General features: G+C 45.9%; 16 protein-coding genes. 12 read left to right on the top strand and 4 right to left on the bottom strand.

Going from position 1 to position 20,571, the window contains the following annotated elements; translation table 11 throughout:
• The first annotated feature begins 42 nt into the window (after positions 1–42).
• The 6 genes from QUB68_RS24160 to panB all read left to right on the top strand — a co-directional run bounded on the left by QUB68_RS24160 (position 43) and on the right by panB (position 7,902).
• Positions 43–207: a hypothetical protein gene (locus QUB68_RS24160; protein WP_332997204.1), complete on the top strand. Its 165-nt coding sequence runs from the start codon at positions 43–45 to the stop codon at positions 205–207.
• A gap of 453 nt (positions 208–660) precedes the next feature.
• Entirely contained in the window at positions 661–2,421 is a 1,761-nt protein-coding gene (locus QUB68_RS24155) for a serine/threonine protein kinase (RefSeq protein ID WP_332997202.1), read from the top strand.
• Positions 2,422–2,688: 267 nt separating this feature from the next.
• Entirely contained in the window at positions 2,689–3,978 is a 1,290-nt protein-coding gene (locus tag QUB68_RS24150; protein WP_332997200.1) for an ATP-binding protein, read from the top strand.
• Positions 3,979–4,329: 351 nt separating this feature from the next.
• Complete coding sequence (locus tag QUB68_RS24145) at positions 4,330–6,381, top strand: tetratricopeptide repeat protein (RefSeq protein ID WP_332997198.1); 2,052 nt, start codon at positions 4,330–4,332, stop codon at positions 6,379–6,381.
• Positions 6,382–6,503: 122 nt separating this feature from the next.
• Entirely contained in the window at positions 6,504–6,920 is a 417-nt protein-coding gene (locus QUB68_RS24140) for an aspartyl protease family protein (protein ID WP_332997196.1), read from the top strand.
• A 205-nt stretch (positions 6,921–7,125) separates the two neighbouring features.
• Complete coding sequence (gene panB, locus QUB68_RS24135; RefSeq protein WP_332997275.1) at positions 7,126–7,902, top strand: 3-methyl-2-oxobutanoate hydroxymethyltransferase; 777 nt, start codon at positions 7,126–7,128, stop codon at positions 7,900–7,902.
• 192 nt (positions 7,903–8,094) lie between these two features.
• Here panB and tatA read toward each other — a convergent pair whose 3' ends face one another.
• Entirely contained in the window at positions 8,095–8,391 is a 297-nt protein-coding gene (tatA, locus tag QUB68_RS24130; protein ID WP_332997194.1) for a twin-arginine translocase TatA/TatE family subunit, read from the bottom strand.
• Between the two features lie 31 nt (positions 8,392–8,422).
• Between tatA and QUB68_RS24125 the strand changes: the two genes are divergently transcribed.
• The 5 genes from QUB68_RS24125 (at position 8,423) to QUB68_RS24105 (ending at position 13,282) form a co-directional block, all read left to right on the top strand.
• Positions 8,423–9,160, top strand: coding sequence for a phycocyanobilin:ferredoxin oxidoreductase (locus tag QUB68_RS24125; protein WP_332997192.1), 738 nt, complete (start codon positions 8,423–8,425; stop codon positions 9,158–9,160).
• 72 nt (positions 9,161–9,232) lie between these two features.
• Positions 9,233–10,879 carry an HlyD family efflux transporter periplasmic adaptor subunit gene (locus QUB68_RS24120; protein WP_332997190.1) on the top strand — a complete coding sequence of 549 codons (1,647 nt, stop codon included), beginning with the start codon at positions 9,233–9,235 and terminating at the stop codon, positions 10,877–10,879.
• Between the two features lie 13 nt (positions 10,880–10,892).
• On the top strand, positions 10,893–12,053 hold the full coding sequence (gene devC, locus QUB68_RS24115; RefSeq protein WP_332997188.1) for an ABC transporter permease DevC: 1,161 nt from the start codon (positions 10,893–10,895) through the stop codon (positions 12,051–12,053).
• Between the two features lie 84 nt (positions 12,054–12,137).
• Complete coding sequence (locus tag QUB68_RS24110; protein ID WP_332997186.1) at positions 12,138–12,488, top strand: DMT family transporter; 351 nt, start codon at positions 12,138–12,140, stop codon at positions 12,486–12,488.
• A gap of 71 nt (positions 12,489–12,559) precedes the next feature.
• Entirely contained in the window at positions 12,560–13,282 is a 723-nt protein-coding gene (locus QUB68_RS24105; protein ID WP_332997184.1) for a DevA family ABC transporter ATP-binding protein, read from the top strand.
• 17 nt (positions 13,283–13,299) lie between these two features.
• Here QUB68_RS24105 and QUB68_RS24100 read toward each other — a convergent pair whose 3' ends face one another.
• Positions 13,300–14,211: a hypothetical protein gene (locus QUB68_RS24100; protein WP_332997182.1), complete on the bottom strand. Its 912-nt coding sequence runs from the start codon at positions 14,209–14,211 to the stop codon at positions 13,300–13,302.
• A gap of 534 nt (positions 14,212–14,745) precedes the next feature.
• On the opposite strand from QUB68_RS24100, the gene dnaX reads away from it, so the two are divergent.
• Positions 14,746–18,078, top strand: a complete 3,333-nt coding sequence (gene dnaX, locus QUB68_RS24095; protein ID WP_332997180.1) for a DNA polymerase III subunit gamma/tau — start codon at positions 14,746–14,748, stop codon at positions 18,076–18,078.
• Between the two features lie 308 nt (positions 18,079–18,386).
• On the opposite strand, the gene clpX is transcribed toward dnaX, so the two are convergent.
• Entirely contained in the window at positions 18,387–19,730 is a 1,344-nt protein-coding gene (gene clpX, locus QUB68_RS24090) for an ATP-dependent protease ATP-binding subunit ClpX (RefSeq protein ID WP_332997179.1), read from the bottom strand.
• Between the two features lie 9 nt (positions 19,731–19,739).
• The gene (clpP, locus tag QUB68_RS24085; RefSeq protein WP_332997177.1) at positions 19,740–20,429 is read right to left on the bottom strand and encodes an ATP-dependent Clp endopeptidase proteolytic subunit ClpP; all 690 of its coding nucleotides are present in this window, start codon (positions 20,427–20,429) and stop codon (positions 19,740–19,742) included.
• Positions 20,430–20,571: the final 142 nt, after the last annotated feature.

Here is a 20,571-nt window from a genome sequence, read left to right as displayed (position 1 = left end):
CATTAAGACAATATTTGTAACATATCTTATAAAACAAAAGGTATGAAGGATGCGGGGGGAAAGGCTGGGGATCGCAGGACGGGGGTGGAGAATTTCGATCGCGCGAAAGATATTGTGCAGCGAGCCGAACAGCCGATCAATAAGGTTTATGTAAAGAGTTTTATCCTGGAAAATCAGAATTGGGAATGGGTAATGGGTAATGGGTAATGGGGAATTGGGAATTAGTTATAAATACCTAAATTTGTGGTTGTAGTTGAAATCGATCTCAACTGCAATTCAGTCGGCAATCCAAAATCTCAAATCCAAAATCTCAAATCCAGTGGGGGGGGCGAGAAACCCGGTTTCTACGAAAAATTTACGTTTATTAACGAGAAATCTACAAAGAAACCGGGTTTCTGAGGTTGCAAGTGCGATCGGCAACTAATCCAGCAATTCTTCAATTCTTCAATCCAAAATCGAAAATCGAAAATCGACTGACTGACCACCAAGTCAAAAATCCGCACCATAGCACATAATATGGACAGGGACTTGTGCAGCAACCTGGTGTATCAACCAACGCAAATTCGTCGTTACAGCAATTAAACCTCGCTTAAAACCTGGTTTCTGCGTTAGCTGCGCGTAAGTCTAGTATGGATATTTTGCCCTATTTCTAGTCTGGTTGTGCCCCATCCCCCTTCAAAAGCCGTCCACTGCATCAATCCAGATTGCCCAAGGCCTTACCCTCAGACTTGGGGCAACAATTTTTGTCAGAGTTGCGGGACTCCGCTGCGACTCAAAAATCGCTACGTGCCTCTACAAGGCCTTGGTTCCGGCGGTTTTGCATCAATTTTCACAGTTTGGGATACAGAAACTCAAACCGAGCGCGTCCTAAAATTGTTGCTCGAAACTTCCCCGAAAGCGGTGAAACTGTTCGAGCAGGAAGCTTTGGTTTTGGCACGTTTGCGGCATCCTGGTGTCCCGAGAGTCGAGCCGGACGATTATTTTCATGTGCAAACTCAAAATTTTGTAGGCGGGGATAGAAGTGCCACAGCGAGGCGCTTGCCTTGTTTGGTAATGGAAAAGATTCACGGCAAAACTTTAGAAGAGGTTCTCGACGATCACCCTCAAGGATGTCCGCAGGAATGGGTGTTTAGTTGGCTGAGTCAAGCTGTGGAAATTTTAGAGGAGTTGCATCGGTGTCAGATTATTCACCGTGATATTAAACCGAGCAATTTGATGCTGCGAGATCCAGAATCGCCCCAAGTTTTGCTAAGCAAGGGTTTGGGCGGACTGCAATTGGTGGCGATCGACTTTGGGGGAGTTAAACAGATGGGCGGTGGTGAACCGGTGGGGAAAGATTCTCCGAGCTCGACGCGGTTGATTTCGCCTGGGTACAGCCCGCCGGAACAAATTGTCGGTGGTGGTGTGGTGCCCGCGACGGATTTTTATGCGCTGGGGCGGACTTGCATTCACTTGCTGACGGGGAAGTATCCGGCCCAAATTGAAGATCCGATGACGGGGGAGTTGCGGTGGCGACATATTGTGTCTGTGAGTCCGGCTTTGGCGAATTTGTTGGATGATATGGTGCGATCGAATGTGCAGCAGCGTCCGGTAAATGCTGGGGAAGTTCGATCGCGCTTAAAGGAGATTTATGCTAAGAGTAATGGCAAAATTGCGCTCGCCCCAGTCAGTCAAGCTATTGTAGAATTTTGCCGACAAATAGTAGTAGTGACGGCGCAAAAAACGGCAAGTTTGACGGTTTTGGTGTTCGGCGCGATCGCCCAAATCGTGGTAGCTTCTCTGGATACGGGCTGGGAAATGGTGCTCGGCGGGGTTGGTGGATGTGCGGGGGCGATCGGCGGTTTGGTTTTGGGCTATGCTTCGCCTATTGGCCCGGAAGTTGCGAGTTTTCTGAATGAAGGTTTGCACCAATTAATCCCTAACATGACTTTTGCTGTCGGGCCGGAAGTGCTGCTGTTTGCGTTTGCGGGTTGGGGCACTGCGGTAGGCTTGACGGATGCGGGGAGTTTTCGCCAGCAAAAACAGTATTGGCTGTCGGGATTGATGGGTGCTCAGGGCTATTTGTTGGCGGGTTTGTGTTGGATGGAAGCAACTGCTTCTAGCGGCGTGCAGGGGATTATTTTGGGGGCTTTTGCGATCGCCACTTTAACGATCGGAATGGGTTTGCGGAGTCACCAATTAGTTCATGCTTTGGTAGTAGCTGTTTGTTCTACGGGACTGTTTTTGTTTCTGAATGCTTTGAACATTTTTCCGGGGAGTTTCTTGGGGATTTTGTCGGTGTCGGCTGATGCTAATTTCGGCTGGTTGCAGGTTTGGGGATCTATTGTTTTCTTTGGTTTGTTGGGAAGTGCGATCGGGCTTTGTTTGGGAGTCAGTCATTATTTAGTTGTGCCCGTGTTGCGGTGGTTGGGATGGCGGTAGAACATTCATAATTAAGACTCAGCCCTTGAAATTCCGACTAAACGCGAGCATTGGTAGGGAAACGGCACTGCCGTGTCCGACGCTGGACTCTGCGACTTTTAGAGATAAATTTCACATCTTGCCCGCCATAAAGCTCAAATTTAAATGTAAAATAGGTGAGGAATAAAACTAACCGCAGATGTCAGGCAGATCGACAAAGATAAACGCAGATAATTTGTCCGAGTTGCCTAAATTTTGAATAGTAGTAAATCATAACTTCAGAGTGCCATGTCAAAAATATTACTAGAATCTTTTCGGACAGCCTACGCAAATATGGAGTTGTCGCCACTCATAACTCCGAAAGAAGTGGCAAACTTCCGCGTAGAATATGGGACGGAAGTAATCGAACAATTAGAGCAATTAGTCGAAGACGATCCATCGGGTAGCGGTAAAATAATTTTTAGCGGACATCGCGGTTGCGGTAAGTCTACACTGTTGGCTGAGTTTTGCCGCCAGATGGACGATCGCTATTTTACAGTGTTTTTCTCGATTTCCGACTTGATTGAAATGTCGGATGTCAATCATATTAATATTTTGTTTGCGATCGCAGTTCAGTTGATGGATGCAGCGGAAAAACAGGATATTCCAATCAAACAATCAACTAAAGAATCATTTTATAACTGGTTTGCCACTAAAACTAAAACACAAATTGACGAATTGGGCGCCAGCGGTTCGGTGGGTTTTAACTTGTTTAAGATGATTACAGGCAAGTTAAAAGCTGATGCAACAATTCGTGAAGAAATCAAACTAGAGTTTATCCGCAAAGTTTCCGATTTAGTTTCGACAATTAACCAGATCGCTGCTGTAGTTGAAGACGGTGCAAAGAAACCGATAATGGTCGTGATTGACGACCTCGACAAGTTAGATTTAGGTGTCGTCCGCCAAGTTTATCAAGAACATATTAAAGCGCTATTTTTGCCGAACTTTAGGATGATTTTAACAACTCCAATATCCGCGCTGCGAGATGTTTCTTTGTCCGCTACTGTGGAAACAGAAACCAACGATCAAGTCGTGTTTATGCCAGTAACTAAGCTGTTCAAACGCGGGGAAAGCCGGAATCCTGATGCTGTGCCGATGGCGGAACCGGCGGCGAGATTGAAAGAGATTTTAGCTAAACGCTTGGGAAGCGAATTGATTGAACCGGAATCACTCGATCGCATTGTCATATACAGCGGTGGAGTGTTGCGAGAATTGATTAGAATTGCTAACGAATGTTGCCGCATTTGTTTGCGCTTGGTGCGACGGCGGCCGGAAGATGTCATTAAAATTAATGCTGAAGTATTTGAGGAGGCTATTAATAAATTGCGACTGGATTTTGATACTCGTTTGGGAACAAGTGATTATGAGATGTTGATGGCGACTTACAGAGATTTTAAGCCGGAAAACCCGAAAGCTAAAGAGTTTTTGGATTTGCTGCATGGGTTATATGTTTTGGAATATCGGAATGCTGTTTTGTGGTACGATATTCACCCGATTGTGCTAGAATTGTTGAAGCAGCGTGATGATTTTCCGGGTTAAGGTATTGTGGCATTGGTGTAAATTTAACGTCAAATGTAGTGCGGTTCTTCTGTCTAGCGATTAAGGCCAGATCCCCCCTAGCCCCCCTTCTTAAGGGGGGGACAAGAATCTGATTAAAGTCCCCCTTGCTTTCGGGGGATGCGAGGGGGATCTGGCCTCGGACAAAAACGAGATTTATCAAAGGTTCCAGACTTAAGTTGACACTAATAGCTATTGCGACATTTAAATTTAACTTTTCGGACGCGCATCAGTACCAAAGAAACCGGGTTGTTCACCGAAATCAAAGGCTATCATCCAAAATATTCGTAAAAAATCAGGTTTCTGCGTAAGTTCAGATGATGCTAAATTATTATGTCAAATTTCAACAGTCAAAATAAAGATAATTATGAAGATTTACTCGTGTCAATTGAAGCGGGTAAAGATATTCTCAACTTGTTAATTGCAGTTTGCGATGATAGCGAGTGTCGAGAACAACTAATATTGAAGTATGAAGCAGAACTGGAACCGGATATCCGCCGCTATCGGGTAGAATTGGCTAGGGGTGAACCGAGTTTGCGATCGACTATAGCGCATTTAGTAGAACGAGAACCCTATTTGCAGCAGCGGGGAAAAGCTGCGATCACCGTGACTGGTGTGGAACAACTGCGCTTTTTTAAGGGCTTGGACAATGTGCGATCGGAACAAGAGGTGTTTTTTGGCTATTTGCAATGGACGCGAGAAGCATTGCGCGAGTATCCGTTTTCGATTGTGTTGTGGGTGACGCGACAAATTGAAATTCTGATTAGTGATGAGTCTCCTGATTTTTGGAGTTGGCGGAAAGGTGTGTTTCGGTTTGAGACAAAAAAAACGGCGGCTGTTTCCAAAACTGAGTTTGAACCGTTTCGACAGCTAACTGAAGGCGACGATCGAGAACCGCCGAGTTTGATTCCGCTGGAAGATTTGCAGGATCTAATTGCGCGTGTGCAACAGAAAAAAGGACTCGAAGACCCCAGTTTGGCAAGTCTTTATGCGAGTATGGGGAAAATTTATTACAGAAGGATCGAGTCGGGAGAGTGCGAAAATTTTCAGGATGAGTATGAATTGGCGATCGATTATTTCCAAAAGGCGATCGGGCTTCAGCAAGGGTTAGATTCGGAAGCGGAATTATCAAGTAGTTTAAATTACCTCGCCGGACTTTATGAATCCCAAGGAAGGTACTCGGAAGCGGAACCGCTGTATTTGCAAGCAGTGGAAATAGACAGGCGTTCGCTTCCAGAAGACCATCCCAGTTTAGCTACTCACCTCAACAATTTAGCCCTACTTTATAAATCCCAAGGAAGGTACTCGGAAGCCGAACCGCTGTATTTGCAAGCATTGGAAATAGACAGGCGTTCGCTTTCTGAAGACCATCCCAGTTTAGCTATTGACCTCAACAATTTAGCCCTACTTTATAAATCCCAAGGAAGGTACTCGGAAGCCGAACCGCTGTATTTGCAAGCTGTGGAAATATCCAGGCGTTCGCTTCCTGAAGACCATCCCAGTTTAGCTATTCGTCTCAACAATTTAGCCGGACTTTATGAATCCCAAGGAAGGTACTCGGAAGCCGAACCGCTGTATTTGCAAGCATTGGAAATAGACAGGCGTTCGCTTCCAGAAGACCATCCCAGTTTAGCTACTCACCTCAACAATTTAGCCCTACTTTATAAATCCCAAGGAAGGTACTCGGAAGCCGAACCGCTGTATTTGCAAGCATTGGAAATAGACAGGCGTTCGCTTTCTGAAGACCATCCCAGTTTAGCTATTGACCTCAACAATTTAGCCCTACTTTATAAATCCCAAGGAAGGTACTCGGAAGCCGAACCGCTGTATTTGCAAGCATTGGAAATAGACAGGCGTTCGCTTCCAGAAGACCATCCCAGTTTAGCTATTCGTCTCAACAATTTAGCCGGACTTTATAAAGCCCAAGGAAGGTACTCGGAAGCGGAACCGCTGTATTTGCAAGCATTGGAAATAGACAGGCGTTCGCTTCCTGAAGACCATCCCAGTTTAGCTATTGACCTCAACAATTTAGCCGGACTTTATGAATCCCAAGGAAGGTACTCGGAAGCGGAACCGCTGTATTTGCAAGCATTGGAAATAGACAGGCGTTCGCTTCCTGAAGACCATCCCAGTTTAGCTATTGACCTCAACAATTTAGCCGGACTTTATGAATCCCAAGGAAGGTACTCGGAAGCGGAACCGCTGTATTTGCAAGCATTGGAAATTTTTCACAGCAAGTTGCCAGAAAATCACCCGAACATTCAGACTGTGTGGAAAAATTATGTTGGGCTGTGGCGGGAAGGAATTAGTAAAGGAGATTTGACCTTTGAGCAATTGCGAGAACATCCTTTCGGGGAACAGTTATTAGCAGAACTTCAGGAATAAAGAAAAATTTCGCTTTCAGTTACAAATGTTGTTAAAATATAGAATATGGAGCCTGGATTGTAGATAATAATTTAGTCAAAAAGCAACGGAAACATTCTCTAGCAAAACAAAAGGATAAAAAAATGGGCAGAGTCACCGCAACAATAACCGTCACCAATCACATCGATGAAATTCTGGGAGAAAGAGGGTTCATCCCCGCAGAGCAAATACGCTCTATCACCATCGATAACGTCTTAGTCGATACAGGAGCAACTCGACTCTGCTTACCAGCAGATATTATCAGTCAGTTGGGTTTGCCAATGCTAGGTGAAATCGACGGACATACGGCAATAGGAACCAGAAAATTTCGTCTGTTCAAAGATGTCACTATTGCCGTAGCTGGACGAGAAGGCAGGTATGATTGTGTAGAAATTCCCGCAGGAGAAGAACCTTTACTCGGCTTAATTCCTCTCGAAGATTTGGGTTTAGAACCGGATTTGAAAAATCAGCGGTTAAATGTTTTACCAGCAGAGGGCAATCAAAGCTATATTCGGGTGTAGCAACATTTGTAGGGTGTGTCGCCATGAACAATCCCTAAATGCAATCGACAATTTCACGTATCCGCACCTGACAACTACTAATAAGAACTCGCTGGTGCGTGAGGCACTGAATCAAGTTACTCAATTTGTGATAATTATTGTTAATCGCCGCGCCTCATACACCGTACAATCTGGTAAAAAAGTCAATGTATATGTTTGCAATAAAATGACAGTCACTACTCATCAACTTATTCAGTGGAAACAGCAAGGGCGTGCAATTGTGGCGCTGACAGCTTATGATTATGCGATCGCCCAACTAATCGATCAAGCAGGCACTGACATCATCCTAGTCGGCGATTCCCTGGCAATGGTAGCGCTGGGCTACGACACAACACTGCCCCTCACCCTCGATGAAATGCTGCACCACGCTAAAGCAGTGCGTCGCGGAGTCAAACAAGCATTGATTGTGGTCGATTTGCCGTTTTTAACTTACCAGGAAAGTCCCCAGCAAGCGATGCACTCGGCCGGGAGAGTTTTGAAAGAAACTGGCGCTCAAGCTGTAAAATTGGAGGGTGGATATCCAGCAATGGCTGCCACTGTTTCGCAGCTAACATCCGCCGGGATTCCGGTGATGGGTCACGTTGGTTTAACTCCGCAGTCGGTACACCAACTCGGTTACAAAAAACAAGGCAAAACAGCCGAATCTGCCGATCGCATCATAGCAGAGTCGATCGCACTTCAAGAAGCTGGGGTTTTCGCGATCGTCCTAGAACACATTCCCGCAGACTTAGCCGCTCAAATTACCCAAAAATTAACTATTCCCACCATTGGCATCGGGGCTGGCCCGCACTGCGACGGACAAGTTTTAGTTACTTCCGATTTGTTGGGACTTTCCGAAAAACAACCGCCTTTTGCCAAAGCTTACGCCAATTTTCGAGAAACAATTACCCAAGCTGTCAAAGATTATTCCCTAGAAGTTAGAGAACGAAAATTTCCCGAATAGGTTCGTATTCAATTGACAATTGACAGTTGACAGTTAACAGCGAACTCTACCTAGAAGGAAGAGGATTGGAGTAATGAATAGTTTTCTTTTAATTTCTCGCCTTTAAGGGTTCCGACTTTAAACCAATTCTTTGGAGTAAAAACTTCCGTCCTCATAAAATCAGAGGACTGAAGTCCTCACTACCAAACTATTTCAAACCTTCGGCTTATCCTCTTCGGGCAAATCCTTCTCCTTGTCAGCAGATTCACCATCACCTAGACCAACCCCTTCCTTAAAACTCCGCAGCGTTTTCCCCAAAGCATTGCCCAACTCAGGAATTTTCTTGGGGCCGAAAATTAGAATAGCGACTACCGCAATAATGCCCATTTCGGGCAATCCCAGACCAAACATACACTCATCTCCTCTAAAACTTGCTCGATCGCACGTCCATCTACTGATATCCTTAAAAGTATCTACCTTTTTTCCTGCATCCTGCAACCGTAGAATCAAATTTTATTCAGCCATCGCCCGATAAATAGGAATGTTAGAAATATCCCAGCCTTCCCTCCGCGAACAACAGCACCATCTCATCCGCAAGTTAGCAGAACGGATGGAAGCAGTATGGCATCGCTATCTCGACCTCGAACCCTACCACCTACCCGCTGACTTGGGATACGTAGAAGGGCGCTTGGAAGGAGAAAAACTGATCATTGAAAACCGCTGCTATCAAACGCCCCAGTTCCGCAAAATACACCTCGAACTTGCGAAAGTCGGGCCAATGCTGGATATTCTGCACTGCGTGATGTTTCCCAGACCGAATTACGCTTTGCCGATGTTCGGTACGGATATCGTAGCAGGCAAAGGCAAAGTTAGCGCCGCGATCGCAGACCTTTCTCCCCTCAATCCGAGCCGCACTTTGTCGGAAACCTACCGAACCCAACTGCAAACTTTGCCGATTAACCAGTTTTCTTGTCCCCGGCAAATTCCAGAGTGGGGGGATATTTTCTCGGAATTTTGCCTGTTTGTGCGGCCAGATTCGATCGAAGAAGAAAGCAGATTTCTGGACATAGTTGAATCTTACATGGAAATTCACTGCAAGCTAGCAGTCGCATCCGTTCCAGTCTCGGCCGCTGAAGAGGAGAAAGTTCTGGCTGCTCAAATGTACTACTGCACCCAGCAGCAGCAAAACGACAAAACTCGCCGCATACTTGAAAAAGCTTTCGGTCAAGATTGGGCTGAACATTACATGACTGAGGTGCTGTTTGATTTCCCTAAATAGCTGAAATCTGTTTACAATACTTCATAGTAGGTGTGCAAAAACTTAATCAGGAAATCACCTACCTCATACGTCATGGGAAAGGAATCACGGGTCAAGGATAAATCATTTTTTAAACCGCCAGGGCGAGGAGTCATCGGTTTAGCGATCGCCGCCACTCTCCTTACCACAGGAATCGGTTTTTGGCAAGTATCTCAAATTAGAAAAGCCGAAGAGTTAAAGGCGGCGGCTGCAACTGCGGCTGCTGCAACTACTGCCTCCACCCGCACCAGCGTTACAGCTTTGGGTAGGTTGACTCCGCAGGGGGAAGTGATCAAATTGTCTGCCCCTTCGGCGTCTGAGGGAGCGAGAATTGAACTGTTGAAGGTGGAAGAGGGCGATCGCGTCAGTCAAGGACAAATCATAGCAGTTCTCGATACGCGCGATCGGCTCCAAGCAATCCTCCAACAAACCGACAAAGAAGTCAAAGTCAAACAAGCAGAATTAGCGAAAATTCAAGCAGGCGCAAAAACAGGCCAAATCGGCGCCGGGAAAGCCGAAGTTGCCAAGTCTGAAATTCAACGTCAAAGAGAAACCGAAGGCGAAGGAGCAAATGTTGCCCGCTTAGAAGCTCAAATGCGAAGAGACATCGAAGCTGCACAAGCTAACGTCGCCAAATTCGAGGCACAACTACAACGGGAAACCGAAGCGGAACGAGCTAATCTTGCCAAATTTGAGGCACAACTGCAACGAGAAACTGAAGTCCAGCAAGCTAAACTTGCGCGGCTGGAAGCTCAAGTGCGCGGCGAAATTGCCTCTCAAAATGCTACAGTCGATCGACTAAAAGCCGAATTAGCCAACGCCGAAGCCGAGGAAAAACGCAATCAAGAACTGTCCGAAACAGGTGCAATTTCTGCTTCCGCCTACGATACCAAACGCTTAGGAGTAGAGACAGCCCGCCAGAAAGTTAAAGAAGCGCAAGCTATATTAGAAAAAACAGTGCAAACTTTGCGAGAGGAAATAGTCGAAACTAAAGCCACAGTCAAACAAAAAGTAGAAACAGGCAAGCAGGAAATCAATCAATCCCGCGCCAATCTCAAACGCAAATCAGAAACAGGGCGGCAGGAAATTAATCAAGCTACAGCCACTTTAAATCAAAAGATAGAAACTGGCAGAGAACAACTCAATCAAGCCGAAGCAATGCTCAAACAAAAAGCAGAAACCGGCGAAGAACAAATCAATCAAGCCAAAGCAACTCTCGACCAAATTGGCGAAATTCGCCCCGAAGACGTGCAAGCCGCCCAAGCTGCTGTCGAAAGTGCGATCGCCACCAAACAAAAAGCCCAAGTAGACTTAAACTTAAGCTATGTCAAAGCACCCGTATCCGGTTCCATCCTCAAAGTTAACACCCGCCAAGGAGAACGCATCAACACCCAAGACGGCATCGTAGAACTAGGCCGCACCGATCAAATGTACGCCATAGCCGAAGTTTACGAAACCGACATCGCCAAAGTGCGAAACGGCCAGCGCGCCACAGTTACCAGCTCAGTTTTTGCAGGCACATTAGAAGGAACAGTCGCTAGAATAGGCAAACAAATCGGTAAAAAAGATGTCCTGAATACTGACCCCGCCGCCGACACCGATGCTAGAGTTATCGAAGTAAGAATTCGCCTCGACCCCGAATCGAGCAAAAAAGTTGCTGAACTGACAAACTTGCAGGTTGAAGTCAAAATAGCTATCTAAAAAAACTCATAACATGGCAAAAATACAGCTAGCTTGGGCACAGTTAACCCGCGAGAAAATGCGCTTAGTCATCGCGCTAGCCGGGATTGGCTTTGCCGATTTACTAATGTTTATGCAATTTGGATTTAGAGACGCACTATTTGAAAGTTCCGTCAGCTTTCACTCGAAGTTAAAAGGGGATATTTTCATCACCAGCACCCAATCTACGGCTTTAATAGCCATGAAAAGTTTTCCCCAGCGGCGCTTATATCAAGCTTTGAGTTTTAACGGCGTTACAGCAATTAGCCCGGTATATCTAGGCTTTGGATTGTGGAAAAATCCCGATCCAAACGAGCGCAAAACGCGCCAACTAATGGTCATCGGTTTTGATCCCACTCGTCCGGTTTTTGATATGCCGGAAATCAAAAATAATTTAGACAAAATTAAAATTTCCGATGTAGTTTTATTTGACCAAGCTTCCCGCCCGGAATTTGGGCCAGTAGTGGAATATTTCAACCAGGGAAAACCTGTTGAAACAGAAGTTGACAACCGCCGCGTTGCGGTAGAGGGTTTATTTACTTTAGGGGCATCTTTCGGTGCTGACGGAAATATTGTCACCAGCGATTTGAACTTTCTGCGAATTTTTGCGACGCGGAGAACAAAAGGTTTAATTGATATCGGTATTGTGCACTTGCAGCCGGGAACTGATGTGAAGGCTGTTGTCGAAAAAATGAGGGCAACTTTGCCGTCAGATGTGCGAATTGCTTCAAAGGAAGAGTTTGTAGCTTTTGAGAGAAAGTATTGGGAAGAAGGCACGGCCATCGGATTTATTTTCACTCTCGGCGCGGCAATGGGATTTATCGTGGGGATAGTGATTGTTTATCAAATTCTTTATACTGATGTTACCGATCACTTGCCCGAATACGCGACGTTGAAGGCGATGGGATATAAGGATTTTTACTTTTTGAGCGTGGTGTTTCAAGAGGCTTTGATTCTGGCAATTCTTGGTTATTTGCCTGGGTTTGGGGTTTCTGTGCTGCTGTACAATTTAGGGAGAAGTGCTACGAGTTTGCCGATGTATATGACTGTGGGGAAGGCTGTAACTGTGTTTGTAATGACAGTTGTCATGTGTTGTGTGTCGGGGGCAGTTGCAGTTAGGAAGTTGCAGGCGGCTGATCCGGCAGATATTTTTTAATCAAGAAAGTTCGGCAGCGGATTATGTAGCCGATTTAACGGATTTAATATATAGCAAAACACGAAAAGTTATTGAGAAACAAAAATGCCGATACCAAAGCCACATTATTCTGTAAGCTGGATTTATCTAATGCTTGCCGTCATCTTAGAAGCAGCAGGTACTATTTATATGAAATTCTCTGAGGGTTTCACAAAAGTGGTTCCCTCGATTTTGATGCTAATTTTTTATGGAATTAGTTTTGTCTTTTTAAATTTAGCGATTAAAAAACTAGATGTGGGTGTAGCTTATTCAATTTTCTCCGGGTTGGGAATTGCTCTTGTTACTATTGGAGGCATTTTCTTTTTTAAAGACCCCATCACAATTTTTAGAGTCACGGCTATTTCCCTAATCATGATTGGTGTGATTATTTTGAATTTTACAGATTTATCTCATTAAACAACGCCAAGAAGGAAGAAATAAGAACGAATTCCCAATTCCCAATTCCCAATTCCCAATACCAATTACCAATGAATACTTTACCAGTTGTTTCAATTGAAAATCTCAATCATTCCTTTGGTGAAGGACAACTTCAGAAGCAGACATTATTTGACATCAACTTAAAAATTTATCCGGGCGAAATCGTGCTAATGACCGGGCCTTCTGGGTCTGGCAAAACAACTTTGTTAACCTTAATTGGAGCTTTGCGATCGATCCAAGAAGGTAGTCTCAAAATTCTTGACCAAGAATTGCGGGGAACTAAGAAAAATAAATTAGTTCAAGTCCGCCGCGACATCGGCTATATTTTCCAAGCTCACAATTTGCTCAAATGTTTGACAGCGCGGCAAAACGTGCAAATGTCTTTAGAACTGCACAGTCATCTTTCTGACCAAGAAACTAATGATAAAATAGAGGAAATGCTGGAAGCTGTAGGGTTGGGAGAAAGAATGGATTATTACCCGGACAGTCTTTCTGGCGGGCAAAAACAAAGAGTTGCGATCGCCCGCGCATTAGTCAGCCAGCCAAAATTAGTATTAGCAGACGAGCCCACGGCAGCCCTAGACAGCAAATCAGGTCGAGATGTGGTAGAAATCATGCGAGGTTTGGCAAAAGAACAGCACTCTACTATTTTGCTCGTCACCCACGATAACCGCATTTTAGACATTGCCGATCGCATTATTCACATGGAAGACGGCTACCTCGCACAAGACACATCAACACTCGCTACAACTGGCGTTCTTTCGGAAAAATAAAATTAATTCACCTCAACTTATTTTCGAGAACCGGGACGCTTTCCCCCTACCTTAGCAGGACTTTTAGTACCACTTTTAGCTGGATTTTTAGAACCAGCTTTGGTGCCTTTTGCGCTCTTAGCTCCTGCCAACTGGCTCTCATTATCATTTGTAGGTCTGCCGGTAGGCGTTCTCGTAGTCCTAAAGGTAACATTCACCCCTTCATTTGACTGTTCCAGTACCAACATCGGCGTCGGCTTTGCTTTTTGATCCCACTCAATGTGAACGATGCGACCTTGAATTGTCGGCTGCCAACTGTCGTGATCGTCTGAAGGACTCAGATAAGTTTCCAAACAATCAATGATTTGATTGATTGTCGCCGATGTTGCCTGAGTCGGCAGTTTCATCAGCTTAATTTGAATCCGAAACAGCACTCGCTTTTCTATTTTTACTGCTGGATCGCCAGTTTCATATTCGATATCAAACATCGAATCCACTTGCCTGCCGCTGCCCGCATTCCCATTTTTATCTCCCACTGCACCCTGAGTCGGACGCAGGGCAATACTAATTTTATCTTTGACTTTTACCTTAATTTGGTTCACAATGGCAAAGTGAAAGACCTCTTCCGCCATCCGCATTCTCAGGTAGTCTAAATTAAAGTCTCGCGAGTGGATGAGGTCGGGATTTTTTTCCATCTTTGTCATGGTTTCCAGAGCCATTTTGTATTTTTTCTGGAGTTCTCGATTTCTAAACTCCTCAAATTTGAGCTTCTTGCTCAAATCGTCGAGTTTTAGCTTGGTAAACACCGCTAAAGCGATAAGCAATAACAACAGTCCTCCCGACGCTCCCATCAAGAGTTGATCGGAGGGCAGAGCTCCTGGTTTAGCCTGTTTAGGTTTGGGAGAGGCTACTGCCAACCTTGGTTCTACAAGGATTATTTGGGTTGACATGGGCTTTTAAAGGGTAAAGTTTGACGCTATATTTATACAGGACTCCAGAGTAGAGCTGGCAGTGCAACTCGATCGACTAACACAGAGATCATTCCACCACCATCTTGGTACAACTGGATTTCTGAAACTCGAACAGGCACCCTCTAATTAATACTTTATCTTTAACTGCAAGCAGGTTCCCGAAATATCGGAAAATTGCGATCGGACACAGGAAAAAAAAATGGTGACTTGTCTGTGTTCAATTATACTAATACCGATCAAAAAAAAAGTTTGTTTGGCAGACTCCGTTTCTAGGAAAAAAAGTAAATACACATAAATTAATACTAACTGTGGGAGCGATCGCCAAAAACACTTCTGGAGAACCACCGATCGCGCGGACGATCGAGTAGCGGACGGCTGGGGTGCTAATTGCTACGTGAGCCAACTATCGGCAGTGCCAGCCCACCGGGCGGTTTACTGTGAGAGTAGAGTTCAAGTGCGATCGAACAGTGTCTCCTTAGCTAAGATTACAGCTAATACCACCAATATTCGATCGTGACCTACGAACCCCTCCACCACAAATATCGCCCTCAGACATTTGCCGAATTAGTCGGCCAAGAGGCGATCGCCCAAACCCTCACCAGCGCCATCCTGCAACAGCGCATAGCACCAGCATACCTATTCACCGGCCCCAGAGGCACCGGTAAAACCTCCAGCGCCAGAATTTTCGCCAAATCCCTCAACTGTATTTCTACTGGCGCCCCCACCCCCACACCCTGCGGCAAATGCAACGTTTGCCAAGAAATTGCCCGAGGTTCCACCCTAGATGTCATCGAAATCGATGCCGCCAGTAACACCGGAGTAGATAACATCCGGGATTTGATCGAACGAGCCCAATTTTCCCCCGTACAGTGCCGCTATAAAGTATATGTAATAGACGAGTGTTTGACCGGTGATTCTCAGGTACAAACTAGCGAAGGTCTGATGCGGATCGACAATCCCAACATCAAAGGAAAACAAGTTCTCAGCTATAACGAAACTTCTGAAGTTTGGGAATTTAAAAAAGTTTTGAGGTGGTTAGACCAAGGTAAAAAACAAACACTGGTGATTAAAACCACCAACCGAGAAATTAGATGTACCGGCAATCATCCAATCAGGACAGAACAGGGATGGATACTAGCAAAAGACGTACAAGAAGGAGTGAAGATACTATCCCCTGCGAATGTGGGTGCGGCAGCATCATTTACAAATTTGGGACAGATGGACGCTTGCGGAGATTTGCCAGAGGACATCAATTTTACGGGAATACCTACGGACAAAAAATCTACGACTTTGCCTCTATTCTCGAACAGGCTCAAGCCATCCGACCTCTCTGTGCGTGTGGATGTGGAGAACAACTCGAAATACCAGACTTTTTGCAAAAAAAAGGCAAAGGAATTAATACCATTCAGTCTTATTGGCAGCGACATCCATATAAAAAAAGACATGGAATTTGGGATGCAAGAACCGAAAAGTTCTTGGCAAATGCCGAAGTTTTGCAGCCCGAAACACTCGGACTCATCTACGGAACATTGCTTGGAGACGGTTTTATCACCTACCCAAATAAATATAGCCGATTTCCAAGGTTGGGCTGGACACACGGAGAAAAGCAGCGGGAATGGTTGGAATACAAAGCCTCTTGCCTTTCGACACTGCGACCAAAGTTACGAGTTACACCTAACCAAGGATACGGAAATATATCAGTCTGTTGCAACACAGCCTGCCATCCCCAACTTAAAGATGTCTTTGACACTTTTAAACCTAACGGAAATGGAAAATACGTCACAAGGGATTGGCTCGCGAGTGTCACTCCAGAAGGACTTGCTTGGTGGTACATGGATGATGGCTCGCTCAGCCTTTCACCAGAAGGAAGTCCAAGTATTCAAATTCATACAGAAGGATACTCTTCGGAAGAAAATCAACTCATTGCCAATTGGCTTACAGGCTTGGGATACCCAACAACAACAAAGTTCTACACAAGGTCTAACACAGGTAAAACCTACCACTACATACACATGGGCGCTGAAACCAGTAGAAAATGGGTGTCAAACTTTAAACAGTATTCAATCCCTACAATGGATTACAAGTTCGGAGACGGTCGAATCTGTAAAAGTCGGTGGAATCGAGAGGGTTTATGATATCGAAGTAGAAGACAATCACAACTTTGTGGCAAATGGCCTCTGTACGCATAACTGCCATATGTTAACCGTGGCATCATTCAACGCCCTTCTAAAAACCTTAGAAGAACCACCCGATCGCGTTGTATTCGTTCTTGCAACAACAGACCCACAAAGAGTATTACCAACCATCATTTCTCGTTGCCAGAAATTCGACTTCCGCCGGATTCCCCTCGACTCAATGACCGCCCACTTGCACAAAATTGCCCAATTAGAAAATATCAACATTGCCAGCGATGCAATACAAATGGTCGCTCAACTCGCCCAAGGAGGACTGCGAGATGCCGAAAGCTTGCTCGACCAACTCAGCTTATTTCCCGACCAAATAACAGTCGAAAAAGTTTGGGATTTAGTCGGCGCAGTCCCAGAAAATGATTTAATGGAACTGCTGCAAGCCATTGAAAACGATGACGCTACAGCCTTAGTAGACATGACTCGCCACCTAATGGATAGAGGACGAGAACCGCTAATTGTACTGCAAAGTCTCGCCAGCTTTTACAGAGATTTGCTAATAGCCAAAGCTGCCCCAAAACGGTCAGATTTAGTAGCTTTAACTGCCGCAACTTGGGAAAAACTCTGTGATTTTGCCCGTGCTTGGGATGCCGAGTTAATTTTGGCAAGTCAGAAACATTTGCAAACCCACGAAGTGCAAATTAAAAACACCACTCAGCCGCGTTTGTGGCTGGAAGTAACGCTGTTGGGATTGTTGCCATCAGCAATTAGAACTCAGCCACAACCAACAGCCGAACCAGGTAGAAATATTGCTCAATCCCAAATTCACCCCCCCCAGCCCCCCCTTGCTAAGGGCGGGAGTTCCACAACTCATATCGAACAGCCTCCCGTAGCCAAACCTCAAAATCCGCCCCCGCAGCCGCCACCTGCGGCTAATCGCACAGAAAGCACACCTACCGCACCGATTCCCGCACCCATACCTAGTGCTGAAACACATTATTCACCAACTAATTCAGCCGATGAAATTGATTTAGATAGAGTATGGGAACAGGTACTTGATCGCGTGCGCCCCCACGGCACTCAATCGCTACTTCGCCAACACGGACAGCTAGTAATTTTTAGCAATGATAGTGCTTATGTTAAGATTAGTTCGCAGCCGTTGCTCAAGATGGTTAAAGACAAAGTAGCTAATATTGAAGAAGCTTTTGTGCAAGTTTTTAACCGTCAAGTAACAGTAAAAGTGGGAGTGACAAATCCCGCTGAAATTAATAGTTCCCGCGATTTGCCAACTTCTAACGGAAGTGTTGCCGAAAATCCTAGAAATTCTCCTTCTGTTATTGATGCGAATCAACAGGTGCAGAACTCAGCGAGTTCTGAGATTACAGATGATTTTTTGGGGAATGGGGGAGAAGAGCAAAAAGACTCCTGGGCGGTCGAAAATACTGCGGCCAAGCTGCCAAATGTTTCTGAACCTCTGCGGCAGACAAACAGTTCTACAGACTCTCAGAATGACTTAAATACTCAGGCTGTAGCGGTGCGGGCTGATGCTCAAGCTGTCGCGAATACGAGTAGGCAATGGGCTGAGATGTTTGAGGGACAAGTAGTTGATTTGTCGGATGATTTAGAGATTTGGGAGTCGGGGAGTTTCAGCTTGGAAACTGAACCGGATTTTCCTGAGTTGTCTGCTGAGTTAGGTGAGGATGATTCTATCGATTGGTAAATGGGAATTTGGGATAATACCAAATCTGCGTTATGTATCCCCTCTATGACTCGGCGGTTGAAAGAGACTGTTGGCGAATTCGCCGAGGGTCTCACCCCTCACCTCTGACGGGCAATTCATGAATTGCCCCTACATTGAACCAGGACGATGGATTTAAATCGGTAAGGTTGGGAACCATGATCCGTAGGGGCAATTCATGAATTGCCCTGACAGGTTTGTAGTGAGGACTTCAGTCCGCATCTCTCATCACAGGACTAAAGTCCTCACTACGAACCTATTACGAACCTATTGGCTGAAAACTTCTGCTGTTAAGCCGACTCGGGCTTTGGCAAAGAAGACGGAAGCACTAACAATTCGGCGGTCGATCGCTTCTCAACCATTTCCTTAGTAATCATACACCGAGCAACATCCTTGCGCGACGGCAACTCATACATCACATCTAACATCAACTCTTCGACAATTCCCCGCAGTGCCCGCGCTCCAGTTTTGCGGCGGTAGGCTTCCTGGGCGATCGCCCGAATCGCATCCGACTGAAAATCCAACTGCACGTTATCCATCTTTAGCAGCTTTTGATACTGCTTCACCAAAGCATTGCGCGGCTCAGTCAAAATCGCCATCAGCGTCGCCTCATCCAGGGGATCTAACACCGCCGCCACCGGCACCCGCCCGATAAACTCTGGAATCATCCCATATTTTACCAAATCGTCTGGTTCCAATTGCCGGAGCACATCGGCGGCCCGCTTTTCCTTCGGCACAGCTTCTCCCGGCTGAATAAAACCCATTGACTTTTTACCAGTTCTCTGCTCGATCACTTTGTCCAGACCGACAAAAGCGCCGCCGCAAATAAACATGATATTGCTGGTATCAATTTGGATGCAGTCTTGATAGGGATGCTTGCGGCCGCCTTGGGGAGGTACATTGGCGATCGTCCCCTCCAGCATTTTCAGTAGCGCTTGCTGCACGCCTTCCCCAGACACATCCCGCGTAATCGAAGGATTTTCGCTCTTGCGGGCAATTTTGTCAATTTCATCAATATAAATAATTCCGCGCTGCGCCTCTTCCACATCCATATCTGCCACTTGCAGCAGCCGCAGCAAAATATTTTCCACATCTTCCCCGACATAGCCGGCTTCCGTCAGAGTCGTCGCGTCAGCCACCGCAAACGGCACGTCCAGCATATCAGCCAGCGTCTGGGCGAGGAGAGTTTTGCCGCAGCCCGTCGGCCCGATTAACAAAATATTCGATTTTTGCAGTTCTACTTCTTCCGGCGGGTGCTTGCCGCTATTTTTGGCATGGATAAAGCTCAGGCGCTTGTAGTGGTTGTAAACCGCCACTGAGAGCACTTTTTTCGCCTCTTCTTGCCCGATCGCATTTTCGTCGAGATAATTCTTAATTTCTCTCGGCTTGGGAATTTGGCTCATCGACATACTTTTGCCCGAGGTAGCGCGGCGCTTTTGCGCCGTTTCCTGCTTCGGAACCGCCGCCGCTGGGGGCACAGCACTGGAATCAAACAACTCCTCATCTAAAATTTCATTGCACAAATCAACGCATTCGTCGCAGATATACACCCCTGGGCCTGCGATTAACTTGCGCACTTGCTCTTGAGACTTGCCACAAAACGAACATTTTAGATGGGAGTCGTACTTAGACATAACAGCCTCTTATTTCAGTGCAGTGACGTTTTCTCCCGCTGTCGGAAGGTTTTCTTTTTCGATAACTCGATCGACCAATCCGTAATCTTTGGCTTCATCGGCTGACATAAAAAAGTCGCGCTCAGTATCAGCCTCTAACTTATCGATCGGTTGACCTGTGTGGTGCGCTAACAGTTGATTCAGCTTACGCTTATGATAAAGGATTTCTTTGGCTTGAATCTCAATATCCACTGCTTGACCTTGAGCGCCTCCGAGCGGCTGGTGGATCATAATCCGAGAACTCGGAAGAGACATCCGCTTGCCGTGGGCTCCTGCTGTCAGCAGAAATGCGCCCATACTCGCTGCCAAACCATAACAAATCGTCACCACATCCGGGCGGATTTGTTGCATTGTGTCATAAATTGCCATACCCGCCGTCACCGAGCCGCCGGGAGAATTGATGTACATTTGAACATCTTTTTCTGGATCTTCGGCATCTAGATACAATAGCTGAGCTACTATCGAGTCAGCCACTTCATCGGTTACGGGAGTTCCTAAAAACACAATGCGCTCCCGCAGCAAGCGCGAGTAAATGTCAAAGGCCCGCTCGCCCATCCCCGACTGTTCTAGTACCATCGGCACTACATTGCTGGGGCTAGAGCTGACATCAAAATCGTTATAGCTTGTAATTAGGTAATTGGAAGATTGAGATATCACCATAAGACACCAGTCAAAGATTCTAGACAATTTGCTGCTGCTGATTTTGCTTTAAATTAAGCCGCCAGCTTTTAACTATTATGCCTCTTCTGAACCCAGATGTGGGGAATGGGAGCTTTGACTGAGCGAGATTGCTTTGTGCCTG

It is taken from the genome of Microcoleus sp. A006_D1, from assembly GCF_036702805.1.
Taxonomy (GTDB): Bacteria; Cyanobacteriota; Cyanobacteriia; order Cyanobacteriales; family Microcoleaceae; genus Microcoleus.
The sequence above is the reverse complement of the archived record's forward strand: the minus strand, read 5'-3'. Positions and strand labels throughout refer to the sequence as shown.